16 protein-coding genes and 1 tRNA gene are annotated in these 17,108 nt (G+C 69.7%); 5 read left to right on the top strand and 12 right to left on the bottom strand.

Annotated elements, in window-relative coordinates:
• Nucleotides 1-80 precede the first annotated feature (80 nt).
• The 4 genes from sucD to ACEXHE_RS11175 all read right to left on the bottom strand — a co-directional run bounded on the left by sucD (nt 81) and on the right by ACEXHE_RS11175 (nt 5,183).
• Nucleotides 81-995: a succinate--CoA ligase subunit alpha gene (gene sucD / locus ACEXHE_RS11190; RefSeq protein ID WP_091697342.1), complete on the bottom strand. Its 915-nt coding sequence runs from the start codon at nt 993-995 to the stop codon at nt 81-83.
• 24 nt (nt 996-1,019) lie between these two features.
• Complete coding sequence (sucC, locus tag ACEXHE_RS11185; RefSeq protein WP_091697345.1) at nt 1,020-2,183, bottom strand: ADP-forming succinate--CoA ligase subunit beta; 1,164 nt, start codon at nt 2,181-2,183, stop codon at nt 1,020-1,022.
• A gap of 164 nt (nt 2,184-2,347) precedes the next feature.
• Entirely contained in the window at nt 2,348-4,900 is a 2,553-nt protein-coding gene (gene pcrA / locus ACEXHE_RS11180) for a DNA helicase PcrA (RefSeq protein ID WP_091697348.1), read from the bottom strand.
• Between the two features lie 79 nt (nt 4,901-4,979).
• Nucleotides 4,980-5,183, bottom strand: coding sequence for a zinc ribbon domain-containing protein (locus ACEXHE_RS11175; RefSeq protein WP_260061991.1), 204 nt, complete (start codon nt 5,181-5,183; stop codon nt 4,980-4,982).
• Nucleotides 5,184-5,264: 81 nt separating this feature from the next.
• Between ACEXHE_RS11175 and ACEXHE_RS11170 the strand changes: the two genes are divergently transcribed.
• Nucleotides 5,265-5,963 carry a hypothetical protein gene (locus ACEXHE_RS11170; RefSeq protein WP_356968347.1) on the top strand — a complete coding sequence of 233 codons (699 nt, stop codon included), beginning with the start codon at nt 5,265-5,267 and terminating at the stop codon, nt 5,961-5,963.
• Nucleotides 5,964-6,025: 62 nt separating this feature from the next.
• A tRNA-Arg gene (locus tag ACEXHE_RS11165) sits at nt 6,026-6,099 on the top strand.
• A gap of 150 nt (nt 6,100-6,249) precedes the next feature.
• Here ACEXHE_RS11165 and ACEXHE_RS11160 read toward each other — a convergent pair.
• From ACEXHE_RS11160 to ACEXHE_RS11135, 6 genes are all read right to left on the bottom strand, one after another.
• Nucleotides 6,250-6,474 carry a hypothetical protein gene (locus tag ACEXHE_RS11160; protein ID WP_374785850.1) on the bottom strand — a complete coding sequence of 75 codons (225 nt, stop codon included), beginning with the start codon at nt 6,472-6,474 and terminating at the stop codon, nt 6,250-6,252.
• Between the two features lie 54 nt (nt 6,475-6,528).
• Nucleotides 6,529-8,403 (bottom strand): ABC transporter ATP-binding protein, encoded by a 1,875-nt coding sequence (locus tag ACEXHE_RS11155; protein ID WP_374785849.1) that lies wholly within the window; start codon nt 8,401-8,403, stop codon nt 6,529-6,531.
• The gene (locus tag ACEXHE_RS11150) at nt 8,400-8,729 is read right to left on the bottom strand and encodes a molybdopterin-guanine dinucleotide biosynthesis protein (RefSeq protein ID WP_374785848.1); all 330 of its coding nucleotides are present in this window, start codon (nt 8,727-8,729) and stop codon (nt 8,400-8,402) included. The genes ACEXHE_RS11155 and ACEXHE_RS11150 overlap by 4 nt, the downstream gene beginning before the upstream one ends.
• Nucleotides 8,730-8,775: 46 nt before the next feature.
• Entirely contained in the window at nt 8,776-9,270 is a 495-nt protein-coding gene (locus ACEXHE_RS11145; RefSeq protein ID WP_336705500.1) for an HNH endonuclease, read from the bottom strand.
• A 308-nt stretch (nt 9,271-9,578) separates the two neighbouring features.
• Complete coding sequence (locus ACEXHE_RS11140) at nt 9,579-10,631, bottom strand: C40 family peptidase (protein WP_374785847.1); 1,053 nt, start codon at nt 10,629-10,631, stop codon at nt 9,579-9,581.
• A gap of 294 nt (nt 10,632-10,925) precedes the next feature.
• Nucleotides 10,926-11,642: a metal-dependent transcriptional regulator gene (locus ACEXHE_RS11135; protein ID WP_374785846.1), complete on the bottom strand. Its 717-nt coding sequence runs from the start codon at nt 11,640-11,642 to the stop codon at nt 10,926-10,928.
• 189 nt (nt 11,643-11,831) lie between these two features.
• Here ACEXHE_RS11135 and serC point away from each other — a divergent pair, with 189 nt between their 5' ends.
• A complete protein-coding gene (serC, locus tag ACEXHE_RS11130) occupies nt 11,832-12,959 on the top strand; it encodes a phosphoserine transaminase (protein WP_091697369.1) in 1,128 nt (375 codons plus the stop codon).
• Between the two features lie 88 nt (nt 12,960-13,047).
• Here serC and ACEXHE_RS11125 read toward each other — a convergent pair whose 3' ends face one another.
• On the bottom strand, nt 13,048-13,683 hold the full coding sequence (locus ACEXHE_RS11125; RefSeq protein WP_374785845.1) for a DUF3027 domain-containing protein: 636 nt from the start codon (nt 13,681-13,683) through the stop codon (nt 13,048-13,050).
• Entirely contained in the window at nt 13,673-14,056 is a 384-nt protein-coding gene (locus ACEXHE_RS11120; protein ID WP_091697371.1) for a cold-shock protein, read from the bottom strand. The genes ACEXHE_RS11125 and ACEXHE_RS11120 overlap by 11 nt, the downstream gene beginning before the upstream one ends.
• Nucleotides 14,057-14,321: 265 nt before the next feature.
• Here ACEXHE_RS11120 and ACEXHE_RS11115 point away from each other — a divergent pair, with 265 nt between their 5' ends.
• Together ACEXHE_RS11115 and ACEXHE_RS11110 are read left to right on the top strand one after the other, a co-directional pair.
• Nucleotides 14,322-14,648, top strand: coding sequence for a hypothetical protein (locus ACEXHE_RS11115; protein WP_091697374.1), 327 nt, complete (start codon nt 14,322-14,324; stop codon nt 14,646-14,648).
• A 22-nt stretch (nt 14,649-14,670) separates the two neighbouring features.
• The gene (locus ACEXHE_RS11110; protein ID WP_374785844.1) at nt 14,671-17,067 is read left to right on the top strand and encodes a helicase-associated domain-containing protein; all 2,397 of its coding nucleotides are present in this window, start codon (nt 14,671-14,673) and stop codon (nt 17,065-17,067) included.
• Nucleotides 17,068-17,108: the final 41 nt, after the last annotated feature.

Genomic DNA, 17,108 nt, shown 5'->3' with positions numbered 1-17,108 from the left:
GGTGGTCTCCGCTCCGTCAGAGACGGCCGCCCTCCCTGAGGGGAGGACGGCCGTCTGTCTGTTCGTGATGCAGGTGAGGGTCAGCCCTCGAGGATCTCGCGCATCAGCTGCGCGGTCTCCGAGGGGGTCTTGCCCACCTTCACGCCGGCGGCCTCCAGGGCCTCCTTCTTGGCCTGAGCCGTACCGGAGGAACCGGAGACGATGGCGCCTGCGTGGCCCATGGTCTTGCCTTCCGGTGCGGTGAAGCCGGCCACGTAACCCACCACGGGCTTGGTGACGTTGGCCTTGATGAACTCGGCGGCACGCTCCTCGGCGTCGCCGCCGATCTCGCCGATCATCACGATCGCCTTGGTCTCCGGGTCAGCCTCGAAGGCCTCCAGTGCATCGATGTGCGTGGTGCCGATGACCGGGTCGCCGCCGATGCCGATGGCGGTGGAGAAGCCCAGGTCACGCAGCTCGTACATCATCTGGTAGGTCAGGGTGCCCGACTTGGAGACCAGGCCGATGGGGCCGCGGTCGGTGATGTTGGCCGGGGTGATGCCGGCCAGGGCCTCGCCCGGAGTGATGACGCCGGGGCAGTTGGGGCCGATGATGCGGGTGGTCGGCTTGCCGTCTTCACCGGTGGTGGACTCGGCCAGAGCGTAGAACTCGGCGGTGTCCTGCACCGGGATGCCCTCGGTGATCACCACGAGCAGCGGCATCTTGGCCTCGATGGCCTCCACGGCTGCGTCCTTGGCGAACTTCGGCGGCACGAAGGCGACGGAGACGTCGGCTCCGGTCTTCTCCATGGCCTCGGCCACGGAACCGAACACGGGCAGCTCGACGGCGTTGCCGTCCTTGTCCGTGTGGGAGACGGTGGTGCCGGCCTTGCGGGCGTTGACGCCGCCGACGATGTTGGTCCCGGCCTTGAGCATCAGGGCGGTGTGCTTGGTTCCCTCACCGCCGGTGATGCCCTGGACGATGACCTTGGAATCCTTGTTCAGGTAGATCGACATATCTGTGTGGTCCGTCCTTCGTGCTTACTTGTTGGCCAGCTCGGCGGCCTTGTCGGCGCCTTCGTCCATGGTGGTGGCCAGGGTGACCAGCGGGTGGTTGGCCTCATCCAGGATGCGGCGACCCTCCTCGACGTTGTTGCCGTCCAGGCGGACGACCAGCGGCTTGGTGGCCTTGTCGCCCAGGATCTCCAGGGCCTTGACGATGCCGTTGGCCACAGCGTCGCAGGAGGTGATGCCGCCGAAGACGTTCACGAACACGCTCTTGACCTGCTCGTCGTTCAGGATGACGTCCAGGCCGTTGGCCATGACCTCAGCCGAGGCGCCACCGCCGATGTCCAGGAAGTTGGCGGGCTTGACGTTGCCGTGCTTCTCGCCGGCGTAGGCCACCACATCCAGGGTGGACATGACGAGTCCGGCGCCGTTGCCGATGATGCCGACCTGGCCGTCGAGCTTGACGTAGTTGAGGTCGTTCTCCTTGGCCTTGGCCTCCAGGGGATCCTCGGTGCGCTTGTCGACCAGGGCGGCGTGGCCCTCCTGGCGGAACTCGGCGTTGTCGTCCAGGGTGACCTTGCCGTCCAGGGCGAGGATCTTGCCGTCGCCGGTCTTCACCAGCGGGTTGACCTCGACGAGGGTGGCGTCCTCCTTCTCGAAGACACCCCAGAGCTTGACCAGGACCTCGGCGACCTGGCTGCGCAGCTCCTCGGGGAAGTTGGCCTCGGCCACGATCTTCTCGGCAGTGGCCTGGTCGATGCCGGTCAGTGCGGAGACGGGGACCTTGGCCAGTGCCTCGGGGCGCTCCACGGCCAGCTGCTCGATCTCCATGCCGCCCTCGACCGAGCACATGGCCAGGTAGGTGCGGTTGGCGCGGTCCAGCAGCACGGAGAAGTAGTACTCCTCGGCGATGTCGGCACCCTGGGCGATCATCACCTGGTGCACGGTGTGGCCCTTGATGTCCATGCCCAGGATGGCCTTGGCGTGCTCGTAGGCCTCGTCAGCGGTCTTGGCGACCTTGACGCCGCCGGCCTTGCCGCGGCCACCGACCTTCACCTGTGCCTTGACGACGGTCACGCCGCCGATCTTCTCAGCGGCCGCCTTGGCCTCTTCCGGGGTCTGCGCCACGATGCCGGCCAGCACGGGAACGCCGTGTGCCTCGAACAGATCGCGCGCCTGGTACTCATACAGGTCCACGGGTTGGAGTCCTTCTACGTTGAAGTCAGGGACGACCGGTTTCCGCAGGCGACGACATGGGCACGCCACACGTCCAGGAGTCTGGCTCGAGAATGCGTGGGTGTCCGGCGCGGCGGAGGCCGGCCGGAGGTCCGGGACACAGCCCGTTCCGTCCAGTCCCTACCTTAGTCGACCTTGGTCAGCGGCGCGTACCGGAGCAGCAGCCGCTTCTCGGTGCCGTCGAAGGTGACCTTGGCCACGGTCTTGTCCCCGCTCCCCTCCAGCGAGAGCACCGTTCCCCGCCCGAAGCTGGAGTGCTCGACGGCGTCACCCGGACTGAGTGCCACGATCTCCTTCTGCGGCTGCACCCGGGTGCGCGCCCCAGATCTGCCGGGCACCGTCAGTTCGGCATCCTCGGCGTAGCTTCCGGACGGGCGGGCCGGCCGGGCGGGAGCGGAGTCCTCCCGGTCATAGCTCCACCGGCGCTGGCTGGAGGCCCCCGCACCCCAGGATGATCCGGAGAACCGCTTGTCATAGCGAGAACCGGATCCGCCGTGGCCGCCGATCGACCCGCCGCCCCACCCGGAGCCGAAGCCAGCCGGCCGTGTGCTGCCCTCGCGTTCCCACTCCACCAGCTCCTCGGGGATCTCCCCCAGGAACTGGCTCGGCGGGTTGAACTGGTGCTGGCCCCACAGCGAGCGCGCCTCCGAGCGGGAGAGGAACAGCCGCTTCCGGGCACGGGTCAGGCCCACATAGGCCAACCGCCGCTCTTCGGCCAGTTCCTTCTCATCGGTCATGGACCGGGCATGGGGGAAGACCCCGTGCTCCATGCCGGTGAGGAAGACGACCGGGAACTCCAGGCCCTTGGCGGTGTGGAGGGTCATCAGGGTGACCTGGCCCAGGGCGTCGGCCAGCTCAGCGCCCTCCACATCCGGGGCGGTGGGCAGCTGGTCGGCGTCGGCCACCAGGGCCACCTGCTCCAGGAAGTCCCCCAGCGTCCCGTCCGGGTGGGTCTTCTCGAACTCGCGCACCACGGCCACCAGCTCGCCCAGGTTGTCGGCGCGGGATTCGTCCTGCAGGTCCTCGGAGCTGCGCAGGGCCTGCAGCATCCCGGTCTGCTCCAGCACCGCCTCCAGGACGGTGGCCGGCCCGGAGGTCTCGGCGATCTGGGCGAGGTCGTCCATCATCTGCACGAACTGTGCCACCGACTTGGCCGAACGCGTGGCCATGGCCGGTGCCTGGTCGGCCTGGCGCAGCGCCTCGAAGAACGTGGACCGATTCCGATCCTGCAGGGCGGCCACAGCACCCTCGGCCCGGTCCCCGATCCCCCGTTTGGGCTCGTTCAGGATCCGGCGCAGGTTGATGTCGTCGTCGGGGTTGTCCAGCACACGCAGGTACGCTAGGGCGTCCTTGATCTCCTTGCGGTCGTAGAACCGCGTGCCGCCGACCACCCGGTAGGGGATGCCCTTGGTGACCAGCCGCTCCTCAAGGGACCGGGACTGGGCGTTGGTGCGGTAGAACACCGCGACGTCGGCCGGCCGGATCCCGTCCTCGTCCTGCAGCCGGTCGATGGTCGAGGCGATCCATTCGGCCTCGGCTGACTCGTTCTCGGCGGCATAGCCGATGATCCGCTCCCCCGCGCCCTCGGCGGTCCACAGGTTCTTGGGCCGGCGTTGGGGGTTCTTGGCGATCACCGCGTTGGCCGCGTCCAGGATGTTCTGGGTGGAGCGGTAGTTCTGCTCCAGCTTGACGGTGGTGGCCTCGAGGTAGTCCTGCTCGAACTCCACGATGTTGCGGATGTCCGCACCGCGGAAGGCATAGATGGACTGGTCCGAGTCGCCCACCACGGTCAACGCGCCGCCCGCCGTGGCCACGCCCTCCGGCTCCCCCTCGGGCCCGGTGAGCAGGCGCACCAGGCGGTACTGGGCGTGGTTGGTGTCCTGGTACTCGTCCACGAGCACATGCCGGAAGCGGCGGCGGTAGTTGTCCAGCACGGCGGGGAAGGCCTCGAACATGTGCACGACCATCCCGATCAGGTCGTCGAAGTCCATGGCGTTGGCCTGACGCAGTCGCTGCGTGTACTCGGCGTAGACCTCGGCCACAGCCTGGGCGAACGGGTCTGAACCGGAGACGGTGGCCGAGTGGTCCTCGGCGTCCACGAGCTCGTTCTTCAGCGAGCTGATCCGGTTCAGCAGGGCCTTGGGGGCGAAGCGCTTGGGGTCCAAGTCCCGGGCCTTGGCGATCGAGGTCACCAGCCGCAGGGAGTCTGCAGAATCGTAGATGGAGAAGTTGGACTTGAGCCCGACGGCGGCCGCCTCGTTCCGCAGGATCCTCACGCAGGAGGAGTGGAAGGTGGAGATCCACATCTTCTGGGCGGCCGGGCCGACCAAGGCGGTGATGCGCTCACGCATCTCCGCGGCGGCCTTGTTGGTGAAGGTGATGGCCAGGATCTCATGGGGGCGGGCCTGGCCGGTGGCCAGCAGCCAGGCGATCCGGTGGGTCAGCACACGGGTCTTGCCCGACCCGGCACCGGCGACGATGAGCAGCGGCCCGCCGGTGTGCTCCACGGCGGCACGCTGCTGTTCATTCAGCCCCTGAAGCAGATCCTCGGCCGAACGGGACTCCAGCACCGCCGGGCCGCCGAAGCGAGGGCCCCTCGCCTCGGGATCGGCCGTCACGGGTGGCTGAGAACGAGGCGGGAACAGGCCGGGCAGGGAGGACTGGAGATGCTGGGACATGGTGGCGTCCACTCTACCGAGGGGCCGGACGAGATATGCGGGTGGGCGCCGTCACCGGATCGGGATCACAGCATCGTCATCAGAGGGGCGCAGTCTCCCCGCAGATGCGGCAGACCTCGCTCCGGCGCTTGCCCCAGCGCAGGATCGGGATGAAGAAGAGGGAGAAACGCTGATGGGTCTCGAGCCGCTCCCAGGTGGTGGTGTTGCCGCAGCGCGGACAGGTCCGGGTCTGGCCGGGACCGAGGGAACGCTGGCCGGGGCTCACACCGAAGATGAAGAACATACTGGCCACAGTAGAGACTGCGGCGGGGGCTCGTCACCGCCGTGGTGTTGGGCCTGGGAGAATGGAGAGTTGGAGGTCACTGTGTCGAAGAACAAGAAGAAGCGGTCGGGCAGCTCGTCTGCCGCCCGCACCCAGCGCCAGGCGCCGGAAACCGCCCAGGGTGGGGCGCCGTCGTCGTCCCCTGCCCCCGTGAAGCATCCCGGGGTATCGGTCTCGAGGGCCAAGGCGGACCTGGCCGCGGCCGGGCAGCAGGAGGGCAACCCCACCATGCTGGTGATCGCCCTGCTGGTGAGCACGGCGTTCATGTTCGCCTATCTGCACCTGCTCGTGCTGCAGCAGATGACCCAGCTCTCCGGCGGACTGGCCATGCCGGACTCGATGATGTTCGGATACGACTCCGGGTACATCGTCCAGCTGGCTGGCGCCATGGATGCCGATGCCCTGGGTCAGCTGAACTGGGTGCACAAGACGGCCGGGATCATCTTCCCGCTGATGTTCGGGCTCTCGGTGCTCGTGGTGGCCCTGTGGTCCCTGCCGCGCGGAACCGGACGAACGCTGACCATCGTTGCCGGGCTGCTGTTCGCGGTGGTGGACATCGGGGAGAACGTCGCGATCGAGGCGGCACTGGCCGCTGGGGGCGAGGGTGCAGGTCTGGCCGCCACTCTGACGGTGGTGCGGTGGATCCTGCTGATCGTGCTGACCGTGTGGATGACCCTGATGCTCGTCGGCCGCTGGCGGCGATCCGTGCGTGAACGGCAGGACCGTCCGGTCACTGCCTAGACGCTCATCGGTCTGGGTAGACTGTTCCGGTGCGGCTGGCCGTCATGCGGCCCCGCCGCCCGGCCCCTGTAGCTCAGTAGGATAGAGCGGCCCTCTCCTAAAGGGCAGGCCGTCGGTTCGATTCCGGCCAGGGGCACTCTCACTGCAGGGACGCATGCGTGCTGCAGGCCGTGCGCAGCTGGATCCGCAGGTCCTCCGGCTTGCGGCTGATATGCACTGTCCCTTCTGCTGACCGGCCTGTGGCCACCGCCTGATCATCCCGTGGCACCGCACTGTGGACGATCTCTTACCCCGTGCTCTCCAGTGCCTGCTGCAGCCGGTCCCGAGTCGCCTCAGCCTCCTCGTCCGGAACTTCGGTCATGACCACCACGCTGTAGTCCTTGCCACGGACCAGGTCTTCGTCCTCGTTCTGCGTGGTGCAGGTCTGGGGGTGGCTGGCGCTGCGCACGAGCTCGGCGTCATCGGGCTGGCCGTCCAGGAAGCGGTCCTCTCCTCCAGGATAGGGATGCACGCCAAAGGCGCCATGGGCAGAGCTCCCCATCAGGCCTCCGGGCACCAGACCGATTCACTCGACCACAGAGTCGTCGAACTGGGTGCGGTACAGCTCGGCGTACCGGCCTCCGGCGGCCAGCAGCTCGGCATGCGGTCCCTCCTCCAGCACGCGTCCGTCCTCCACCACCAGGATCCGGTCGGCCGAGCGGATGGTAGAGAGGCGGTGGGCGATCACGACGGCGGTCCGTCCGGTCAGTGCCTCGGCCAGGGCCTCCTGGACCGCACGTTCCGAGGTGGAGTCCAGGGCGGCCGTGGCCTCGTCCAGCAGCACCACGCGCGGGGAGGCCAGCAACAGCCGGGCGATGGTCATCCGTTGGCGTTCGCCTCCGGAGAGACGATAGCCCCGCTCCCCCACCACGGTGTCCAGCCCATCCGGCAGCCCCTCCACCACGCGGCGCAGCCGAGAACGGTCGATCGCATCCCAGATCTGTTCCTCCGTGGCATCCGGGGCGGCCAGAGTGAGGTTCCCGCGAATCGTGTCGTGGAACAGGTGTCCGTCCTGGGTCACCATCCCCACGGTGGCGTGCAAGGATTCGGAGGTGACGTCACGGATGTCCGTGCCGTTGTAGCGGATGGCGCCGGAGCCGACGTCGTACAGGCGGGCCAGCAGGGACGCGATGGTGGACTTGCCCGCCCCGGAGGTGCCCACCAGGGCATAGGTCTGCCCGGGCCGCACCGTGAAGGAGATGCCGTGCAGCACCTCCTGCCCACCGCGCCGGTCCAGCACCGCGACCTCCTCGAGTGAGGCCAGCGAGACCTGGTCCGCGCTGGGGTAGGAGAAGTGCACGTCCTCCACCTCCAGGGTGACCGGGCCGGCGGGGATCGGCCGGGCATCCGGGGCGTCCTGGATCAGCGGCTCCAGGTCCAGCACCTCGAAGACGCGGTCGAAGGAGACCAGGGCGCTCATGATCTCCACGCGCGCGTTGGCCAGACCGGTCAGCGGAGCGTAGAGCCGGGTCAGCAGCAGGGCCAGGGTGACCACATCACCGGGGTTGAGGGTTCCGGCGATCGCCTGCAGGCCGCCCACCCCGTAGACGGCGGCCAGCGCCAGGGCAGAGACCAGAGTCAACAGGGTGGTGAACACCGACTGCCGGACCGAGATGCTCACCCCGGCAGACCGTACCCGGTCCGCCCGCACGGCGAACTCGCGGGACTCCCGGTGCGGGTCGCCGAAGAGCTTGACCAGGGTGGCTCCCGGAGCCGAGAACCGTTCGGTCATCTGGTCGCCCATGGCCGCGTTGTGGTTGGCCCGGGTGCGGGTCAGCTCGGCCAGGCGCCGGCCCAGCAGCCGCGCAGGGATCAGGAACACCGGCAGCAGCACCAGCGAGATCAGGGTGACCTGCCAGGAGGTGGAGACCATCACCGCCAGGGTCAGCACCAGGGAGACCACGTTCATCACCACACCGGACAGCGTCCGGGAGATCGCGCTCTGGGCACCGATCACGTCATTGTTCAACCGCGAGACCAGGGCACCGGTGCGGGTGCGCATGAAGAACGCGACCGGCATCCGTTGCACGTGGTCGAACACGGCGGTGCGCAGATCGTAGATGATCCGTTCTCCCAGCTCGGAGGAGAGCCACCGAGTGACCACGGAGAGGGCGGCATCGGCCACCGCCACCGCGGCAATCAGCAGGGCCAGCCGGACGATCAGCGGTGCATTCTGACCGCCCACGATCGCGTTGACCACATCGCCGGCCAGGATCGGAGAGGCCACCCCGAGCACGGCGCCCAGCACGGAGAGGATCAGGAAGAAGATCAACTTGCCGCGGTACCGGGCGGCGAACTGCAGCGTTCGGCGGACTGTGCCCGGGGTCAGCTCCTGCCGGGCGGTCTCCTCACCCCTGCTCATCCGGTGCATGGACATCATCGCCGCGCGTTCCATGCTCATGCCGGATCCTCCTGCTGCTCGGCCCGGCCCTGGGCGATCAGCCGTTCCAGCGCCCGCAGTGAGGCCCGGTGGGCCCGTGCGAAGTCAGCCTGCCCCGTCCCCTCAGCCAGCCCCGCCGCGTACCCGGCGACGAACGCCGTGGAGGTGCCGGCGTCGGGATCCTGGGGGTGGGCAGCCCGAGCCTGCCCCGCCAGGGCAGCCACTCCGGCCAGGTCCGGCCGGGCCTGTCCCATCTCCATCAGCTCCAGCAGGCGCGTGGTCCAGGCGGGCGGGGTCGTCTCGTCAGGGCGGGCGCGAGCAGGGATGTCGGGCGTCGGATCTGTCACCGAGCCAGTCTAGGTCTGGGCGACTACGTCCCGCCTCGCCCCAGCGTCAGGCCGCGTGCACCAGGAAGGGAGTCCATTCTTCGATCGGGCGCTCCAGCTCACGGATCCGCCACTGGACACCACGGGGAGGTGCTGGCTTCACGCGCAGTGTCCATCCCAGCTGGGACAGCGACCGGTCACCCTTGACGTTGTTGCAGCTCAGGCAGCAGGCCACCAGGTTCTCCCAGGAGTCCTGGCCCCCACGCGAACGAGGATGGATGTGGTCCACGGTGGTGGCGTTGGCCCCGCAGTAGGCGCACTGGTGGGCGTCTCGGCGCAGCACGCCTCGGCGCGAGACGGGGATCTGCTCGGCGTGGGGCACCCGCACGTATCGGTGCAGCAGGATGACGGTGGGTCGGCGCAGAACACAGGAGGGCCCGACGACGGGCTCCCCGCCATGGGCGAGCAGGCTCGCCTTCCCGGCAGCCACCAGCAGCAGGGCTCGGCGGCAGGTGATGACGGACAGCGGCTCGTAGCCTGCATTGAGGACCAGTGTGCGCATGGGCGTACCTCGCGGCCTGTTCGCGCCGCGGGCGCCGGATCGTCCACCGGGCCAGCACCCGGGTCGCCGGCGTCTGCGGTGAGTCTCGGGGTGACGATCACCACCAGAGTACGGCCATCACGGAGCCGAACGGCCCGGCGGCCCCCGCGGTGGGGCGTGTCCTGCCGGGAGTTCACCGACTTTTCACACGTGCGCCTCCGCGCCGTCGATCGGCGCGTCCCCAGAACGGCCACAGGGGTCCGTCCCGAAGGACGAACCCCTGTTCGCAGTCATGCAGTGCGGCCCTGGGCCGCGACCTGCGTCGGTGATCAGCCGACGTAGGTGTAGTAGCCCATCAGCGGGTTGCGGGACACCGAGTGCAGGAAGGTGCCCGTGGACGGGTTCTGGGCGCCGATCATCATGCCGTTGCCGACGTAGATGCCCACGTGGCCGCCACCGTTCTGGAACACCAGGTCGCCCGGCTTCGGGGAGGAGGTGCGCACGAACTGACCGGATCCGCGGATGGCCGAGGTGGAGGACGGGATGGAGATCCCGGCCTGGCGGTAGGCCCACGAGGTGAAGCCGGAGCAGTCCCAGCCGGCGCGGGTCTTGCCGCCGTAGACGTAGGGCACGCCGATGCCGGAGTAGGCGGCCGAGACGACGCCGGCCATGTTGCCGGTGGCGCGAGGAGCCGGGGCCTGCTGCTGGGGTGCGGCGGCAGCACGAGTCTGCTGAGCCTGGGCGCGCTGCTGGCGCTGCTGCTCGGCGGCGCGAGCCTGAGCACGCTCGGCCTGGGCGCGCTCGGCGGCGCGAGCTTGAGCACGCTCGGCCTGGGCGCGCTCGGCGGCGCGAGCCTGGGCACGCTCGGCCTGGGCACGCTCGGCGGCGCGAGCCTGGGCGCGCTCAGCCGCATCGGCCTGAGTGCGCTGCTGGGCAGCGGGGGCCTGCTGCGCCGGGGCGACAGGAGCTGCCTGGGTCTGAGTGGCGGTACGGGCAGGGGCCTGCTCGGCCGGAGCTGCAACGGGGGTCTCGCGGACCACCGGAGCCGGGGCGGGCTCGGGCTCGGGAGCCGGGCGGGAGGTGACCTCGGGACGGTCCAGCTTGACCTTGACGTCCTTGGCGGCGGTCACGTTCACGGCGGTGAAGGAGGTGCGCTCGATCTCCAGGCCAGCGGCCGGGATGGAGGTGGTCTCACGCACGGCAGGGGCGGAGCCCTGGGCGGGAAGGCCGATGCTCAGGACCAGGCCGGACGCAGCGGCGACGACGGCGGCCTGACGGCCGACGGTGCCTGCGTTGGAGGCGACAGCCTGGGAGACGGTCTCCAACGGGTTGGAGCGGACCGGGGTGGCCCGGTGACGGGCGGCGGTGGTGCGCTTGCTCATGTGAGTGAACCTCTCTCACGTGCTTCAGGGCGTGCCCGTCCCCCGCCATGATCGAATGACTGCGAAGTGATCACCGGAGGTCGCGGGGGATGGAGCAGACCTTCGGCCAGCGCCGTGGTCCTGCGGACGTGGCGCCGGATCTAACGTATATCAAACGTTTATAAATGTCACGTTCAGGTCACGACCTCTGGGGAGAACTGCGGTGCACCTCGTGAAAAACCGCGGAATCACGCGGATCTGGACGGTCACGTAACAGTGACGGATTCATCACAGATCGTGAACTTCACGGGACGCTCAGCGGGCAGGGACCACGCGGATGTGCGCGGCTATCTCGGCGGACAGCTCGAGACCGCCGGTGCCAGAACCCTGGTCCTGCGCGCCCTGTCCCGGCGCGGCCTTCACGGAGACGTATCCGTCCACCGGACCTGCCTGGATCACCGCACCGGGCAGCACCCCGGCGCCCGCCAGATCACCCAGCAGCTCCGGGTCGGTCTGCACCGCCTCGGTCAGGCGCAGGACGCGGTAGGCGCCCGGGCGTTCCAGCGCCACCGTGAGCAGCTCCCCCGGGTCGGCGTGGGGGTCCACGCTGACCTGCCCCAGGGCCTCCAGACCGGGGATCGGATTGCCGTACGGTGAGTCCACCGGGTTCTCCAGCAGTTCCAGCAGCCGGCGCTCCACCTGCTCACTCATCACGTGCTCCCACCGGCAGGCCTCTTCGTGGATGTAGGCCCAGTCCAGTCCGATCACGTCTGCCAGGAGGCGCTCAGCCAGTCGATGCTTGCGCATCACGCTGACGGCCTGGGCGCGGCCGCCCTCGGTCAGCTCCAGGTGCCGGTCCTCCCCCACGGTCAGCAGTCCGTCACGTTCCATCCGGGCCACGGTCTGGGAGACGGTGGGGCCGGAGTGGTCCAGACGCTCCACGATCCGGGCGCGCAGAGGAGTGATGCCCTCCTCCTCGAGCTCGAGGATGGTGCGCAGGTACATCTCAGTGGTGTCGATCAGATCTGTCACGGGGGCGCATCCTCTCTGGCGGCTCGTCCGGACGGCAGGCCTCGAGTCATCCTAGTCATCCCCTCAGCCGCAGGGGGGCTCCGTCCACGGGACGTCTCTGACACGCAACGGGCCCGACCTGTCCGGTGCGTCAGAATGGACAGCGAGGCGGCCGCCGTCGCAGGAGCGGCCCGGAGCACAGGAGTCCCCATGAGCGCACCCGAGGTGTCCATCCCCCAGGATCTGCTTCCCCAGGACGGTCGGTTCGGCGCTGGCCCGTCCAAGGTCCGCCCGGAGCAGGTCCAGGCCCTGACCGCCGCCGGACGCAGCCTGTTGGGCACCTCGCACCGTCAGGCCCCGGTGAAGGACCTGGTGGGCCGTGTGCGATCCGGCCTGACCGACCTGTTCAACGCCCCCGAGGGGTATGAGGTCATCCTGGGCGTCGGCGGGTCCACCGCCTTCTGGGATGCGGCCTCCTTTGGGCTGGTCCGCGAGCGCGCCCAGCACCTCTCGTTCGGCGAGTTCGGCTCCAAGTTCGCCAAGGCCACCCAGAACGCCCCGTTCCTGCAGGACTCCACCATCCTCACGGCCGAGCCCGGCACCCGTCCCCAACCGCAGGCCGAGGCCGGAGTGGACGTCTACGCCTGGCCGCAGAACGAGACCTCCACCGGTGTGGCAGCGCCGGTCCGTCGCGTGGACGGTGCCGATCAGGACGCGCTGGTGCTGATCGACGCCACCTCAGCCGCCGGCGGGCTGCCGGTGGACCTGTCCCAGACCGATGCCTACTACTTCGCGCCGCAGAAGAACTTCGCGTCCGACGGTGGCCTCTGGCTGGCAATGTTCTCTCCCGCGGCCCTGGAGCGGGTCGAGCAGATCAAGGGCTCGGGCCGGTGGATCCCGGACTTCCTGGACCTGAAGACCGCCGTGGACAACTCGCTGAAGAACCAGACCTACAACACCCCTGCCCTCAGCACCCTGGTCATGCTGGAGGACCAGGTGCGGTGGATGAACGAACAGGGTGGTCTGGCGTTCACCACCGCCCGCACGGCAGACTCCTCGAACCGGGTGTACGACTGGGCCGAGGCGTCCAGCTTCGCCACCCCGTTCGTGACCCGGCCGGAGGACCGCTCCGCCGTGATCACCACGGTGGACTTCGAGGACTCCGTGGACGCCGCCCAGGTGGCGAAGATTCTGCGCGCGAACGGTGTGGTGGACGTGGAGCCGTACCGCAAGCTGGGCCGCAACCAGCTGCGCATCGCCACCTTCGCTGCGATCGATCCGAACGACGTCTCGGCTCTGCTGGCCTGCATCGACCATGTGGTGGAGCGCCTGGTCTGACCCAGCACCGCTGGATCACCACGGCATGGCACGACGACGGCCTGTCACCTCTGCGGGTGACAGGCCGTCATTCGTCGGTCAGGTCAGGTCAGTCCTGTGAGGCAGATGAGCTCTGGTCGCTGGGCTCCTGTGCCGTCGGCCCCTGAGAGTCATCATCCTCGGCTGCGGCCTCGTCCTCGGCGGGCGTACCCGGCTCCTCAGACTGGTCCTCCGGTTCCTCTGCGGCCTGCAGCTGCCGCAGCGCCTTCTCCGGATCCTCCCCGGCGGCGATCGCGTCCAGACGGGCCTTCTCCTCGGCGCTGACCCGGTCGGACCAGGGCACCCAGTCCGGGGCCACGATCGCTTCCGCACCGGGCAGCAGACCGATCTCACACACGGTGATCTGACGGCTGCGAGGAGCCCGGGCCAGGGTGGCGAACCATTCCCAGCCGCGGTATCCGGCCAGCTCGGCCGCGAAGCGATGGGTGACCAGACGGTCGTCGTCCGCCGTGGTCCCACGGTGCTCGCCGATCTGTCCGTCCTCGGCCAGCTCGGCCAGCGCCTCGCGCGCCGCCTCGGTGGCCTCAGCCAAGAGGGCATCGAGCTTGGGCGCTCGACGCCGAGGGGCCTTCACCTGCGTCACCTCGGACTGCGCGGCATCAACCGGGCTCGTCTCAGCCTCCGGAGCGGCCTCACTCTGCTCCGGATCGGTGTTCAGGGGGGTGTCGGTCGGCTCAGGCGTCAAGGTCGTCAGCAACCTTCCGCAGCGCCAAGGCGATCTTCTCCGCCTGGGCGCGCGGCGGGTACTTGCCCTTGCGCAGACCGTTGGAAGCCGAGTCGAGCCACTTGATCAGGTCCTCCATGACCACGGCCATGTCCTCAGGCTTGCGCCGGGTGGCGCGCACCACGGAGGGGCCGGAGTCGATGATCCGCGCGCTCAGCGCCTGCAGCCCTCGGCGCCCTTCAGCCACGCCGAACTCCATGCGCGTCCCGGCGCGCACCTCGGTGACACCGCTGGGCAGTGCGGAGGAGGGCAGGTGCACCTCCTGACCGTCATCGGTGTGCAGGAAACCGAACCCCTTCTTGGAGTCGTAGAACTTCACTTTGCCGGTGGGCATATTCTCTTCAGTCCTTCTGTCTGTCTCTTCGGTGGTCCCTGCCGCGGGGGTCCTGCTCCTGGCATGGCGTCTCGTCATGAGCGCCCATGCGGCGGACCGTCGGGATCTGCGGGGCGGTCCTGGTCCAGGACGGTCCGTCCTGGCCGGTCCTGCCCGCGCGGTGCCGGACGGCAGGGAAAGTCTCAGCCGTCTCAGGATAGCCGTTCGCCTCCGTCACAGTGCTGTTCCCGGCCGGCTTTCGCTACCGGCGCGTAGACTGCTGAGCATGTCCACGAGTCCCACCGTCTCCGCAGCCGACTCGAACGGACCCGGCTCGGCTGCTCTGAGCACGCCCGCATCCGATCGCTCTCCGCTCCAGCAGACGCAGCGTTCCGCCCAGGAGCAGTCGCCCGCCCTGCGCGCTCTGCTGTACTCCGGTGTGGCCATCACAGTGCTGTCCGGGCTGGGCCTGGCCCTGCTGCTGGTCTCCTACTTCATCTCCCTGGAGCCGTGGCCGGTGTTCTACTGGCTGGGCCTCTTCGGCCTGCCCCTGGGCTTCGCCCTGATGCTCGGCTACGTGGTGGCCGCGGCCATCGCCCGACGCCGCTCCTGAGGTCCGGTCCGGACGACCGCCCATGTCCGTCCCCTCACTGACCGGGCTGTTCACCTCCTGGCTGGAGGATGCCAGGCCGGGCCGCCCAGGTCGCCTCGCCGCCCTGCTGCGCAGTCGACCTGACCTGTGCGTTCCTCCCCCGTCCGATCTCGGGTCCTTGGCCGCTCGTGCCCTGGCCCGCACCTCCCTGGTGCGAGCACTGGACAGCGTGGACCTGCCCCACCTGCAGGTGCTGGAGTGCCTGGCCGCGGTGGGACCGTCCACCACCGAGGAGATCGCGGCCTTCCTGGGCGTTCCGGACCACCCGGAGATTCCCGACGACGTCCTGCAGCATCTGCAGGATCTCGCCTTGGTCGTTCCATCCGGCCCCCAGGGGGCCTGGAGTGCTCCCGTGCAGGTGACGGCCGCCGTCGGGAATCTGGGCCTGCATCTGGGCCGTCCGGCGGCCGGGCTGGGCGCGGACCCGGCCGGACTGCCCACCGCCCGGGACGAGCTGATCCAGCGGATCCAGGACCACGAGCTGGTCCAGCGGGATCCGGGCCTGCTGGCCGCTGTCCTGGACGCAGTGCAGACCCTCCAGACCCAGCCGGTGGCGCGCGTGTCCGATCCTCCCGGTCCGGTCCTGCAGGTGCTGTTGGACACCGGACTGGTGGTGCGCGCCGGAGCCGCCCCGGACGGCACGGAGCTGGCAGAGCACCCGCTGGAGGCGGCTCTGGCCTGGCGCCGGGGCACCGCCGGTGTGACGCTGAGCCTCTCCGCCCCGGATGCTCCCGGGCAGACCGTGCTGGGACCGATCGCCCGCAATGCGGCCCTGGCGGCGGTCACCGACCTGCTGCGGGAGTGCCTCGCCGTCCTCGCCGCGCTCGAGGACGGACTGCCGACCCTCCGGTCCGGCGGCGTGGGTGTGCGTGAGGTGCGCCGGCTGTCGGTGCGCACAGGGACGGAGCCGGTGCACACCGCCTGGCTGGTGGAGCTGCTGGTGGCGGCCGGACTGGTGGAGCTGGATCCGGACACCTCGGAGTGGCAGCACAGCTCGGCCGTACCCCACTGGCGGCGTGCATCGCGTGCTCGGCAGTGGGAGGTGCTGGTGTCCGGGTGGCTCTCCTGCGCGCGGGCCCCACTGTGGGGTCCACCGGTGAGCACGGCCCCCAGTACGGCTGCCGAGACGGGACGCCTGCTGGCACCGGACCGTACCCGCCCGGACGCGCCCCAGCTGCGGGCCACCGTCCTGGGCACTGCCACACTCGCCTCCGAACAGCAGCCGGGCATCGGGCTGGATGCCGCCGTGCCGCACCGGCTGCGCTGGCAGCACCCCCGTCAGCATCACCGGACAGCCGCCTTCGTCCCGGCCCTGCTGCGTGAGGCGGGGCTGCTGGGCCTGACCGGGGCCGGTGCGCTGACCGAGCTCGGCGCACTGGTGGCTCAGGGAGATCTGCCTGCCGCTCGGGAGCGGGTCGAGGAGCTGCTGCCGGCCCCCGTCACCCGGTTCCGACTCCAGGGCGATCTCACGGCAGTGGCGCCGGGCTACCTGGATCCCCGACTGGCCGAGCCGCTGACGTTGATGGCCGCGCCGGAAGGGGACGGCCCTGCCGAGCAGTTCCGCTTCTCCGATGAGTCGCTGCACCGGGCCCTGGATGCCGGGTGGACCGCCGAGCAGATCCTGCAGTTCCTCACCGAGCACTCCGAGGACCGTGTGCCGCAGTCGGTGGAGTACCTGGTCCGGGACGTCGCCCGTCGGCACGGGGCGCTGGTCACCGGTGCGGCCGCCGCCTGGCTGCGCGCGGAGGATCCGGACCTGCTCGATGCCGTGCTGGCCGATCCCTCCCTCGTCCAGGCACGGCTCGAACGACTCGCCCCCACCGTCCTGGTGGCCGGGGTGGGTCCACGCGAGCTGCAGCGCCTCCTGGCGACTGCTGGCCATCGTGCCGCCCTGGCCGCCGTGCGCCCGGCCGTCCCTGCGGCCTCCGCCGCGTCCCGTCCCGACGACGGCCAGGAGCCTTCCGCAGACCGCTCACCGGAGCGGGAGAGCCTGGCCTCGACCATGGCACACTCGCCCTTTCCGGCACCCCTCGCCTCAACTCGACGCGTGCCGTCTGACCAGGAGATCGACGAGGTGCTCGAACGGCTGCGTCGAGCACCGGTGCCCATGGATGCGGGGACCGGCCCTGAGCAGGCGGTGGCGGTCCTGCGCCAGGCGGCCCGCACCCGGCAGCCGGTGCGTCTGCACCTGGTCACCGCCCAGGGGGAACGCCGCGAACGACTCGTCGTGCCGTTGGCGGTGGCCGGCGGACGGCTGCGGTGTCAGGACCTGCCGGACGGCAGCTCGGCTCCGGTCGGCAGGGAGAGCGTGCTGCCGCTGCACCGCGTGGTCGGGGCGGAGCCGGTGACGAGCACCATCCCCACCGGGCTCGCTGACTAGACTCCAGCAGGTCCCCGCCCACCACCTGAAGGAGCAGCCAA

Source organism: Micrococcus sp. IITD107, from assembly GCF_041927415.1.
GTDB lineage: Bacteria > Actinomycetota > Actinomycetes > Actinomycetales > Micrococcaceae > Citricoccus > Citricoccus terreus.
Note: the sequence above shows the minus strand (reverse complement) of the source record. Positions and strands in the feature narration are given on the sequence as shown.

Bases quoted from the DNA above. Each gene is read 5' to 3' on its own strand.
- sucD (WP_091697342.1), bottom strand. From the start codon at position 995: ATGTCGATCTACCTGAACAAGGATTCCAAGGTCATCGTCCAGGGCATC.
- ACEXHE_RS11140 (WP_374785847.1), bottom strand. From the start codon at position 10,631: ATGAGCAAGCGCACCACCGCCGCCCGTCACCGGGCCACCCCGGTCCGC.
- ACEXHE_RS11120 (WP_091697371.1), bottom strand. From the start codon at position 14,056: ATGCCCACCGGCAAAGTGAAGTTCTACGACTCCAAGAAGGGGTTCGGT.
- ACEXHE_RS11145 (WP_336705500.1), bottom strand. From the start codon at position 9,270: ATGCGCACACTGGTCCTCAATGCAGGCTACGAGCCGCTGTCCGTCATC.
- ACEXHE_RS11115 (WP_091697374.1), top strand. From the start codon at position 14,322: ATGTCCACGAGTCCCACCGTCTCCGCAGCCGACTCGAACGGACCCGGC.
- ACEXHE_RS11175 (WP_260061991.1), bottom strand. From the start codon at position 5,183: ATGTTCTTCATCTTCGGTGTGAGCCCCGGCCAGCGTTCCCTCGGTCCC.
- pcrA (WP_091697348.1), bottom strand. From the start codon at position 4,900: ATGTCCCAGCATCTCCAGTCCTCCCTGCCCGGCCTGTTCCCGCCTCGT.
- ACEXHE_RS11155 (WP_374785849.1), bottom strand. From the start codon at position 8,403: ATGAGCATGGAACGCGCGGCGATGATGTCCATGCACCGGATGAGCAGG.
- serC (WP_091697369.1), top strand. From the start codon at position 11,832: ATGAGCGCACCCGAGGTGTCCATCCCCCAGGATCTGCTTCCCCAGGAC.
- ACEXHE_RS11110 (WP_374785844.1), top strand. From the start codon at position 14,671: ATGTCCGTCCCCTCACTGACCGGGCTGTTCACCTCCTGGCTGGAGGAT.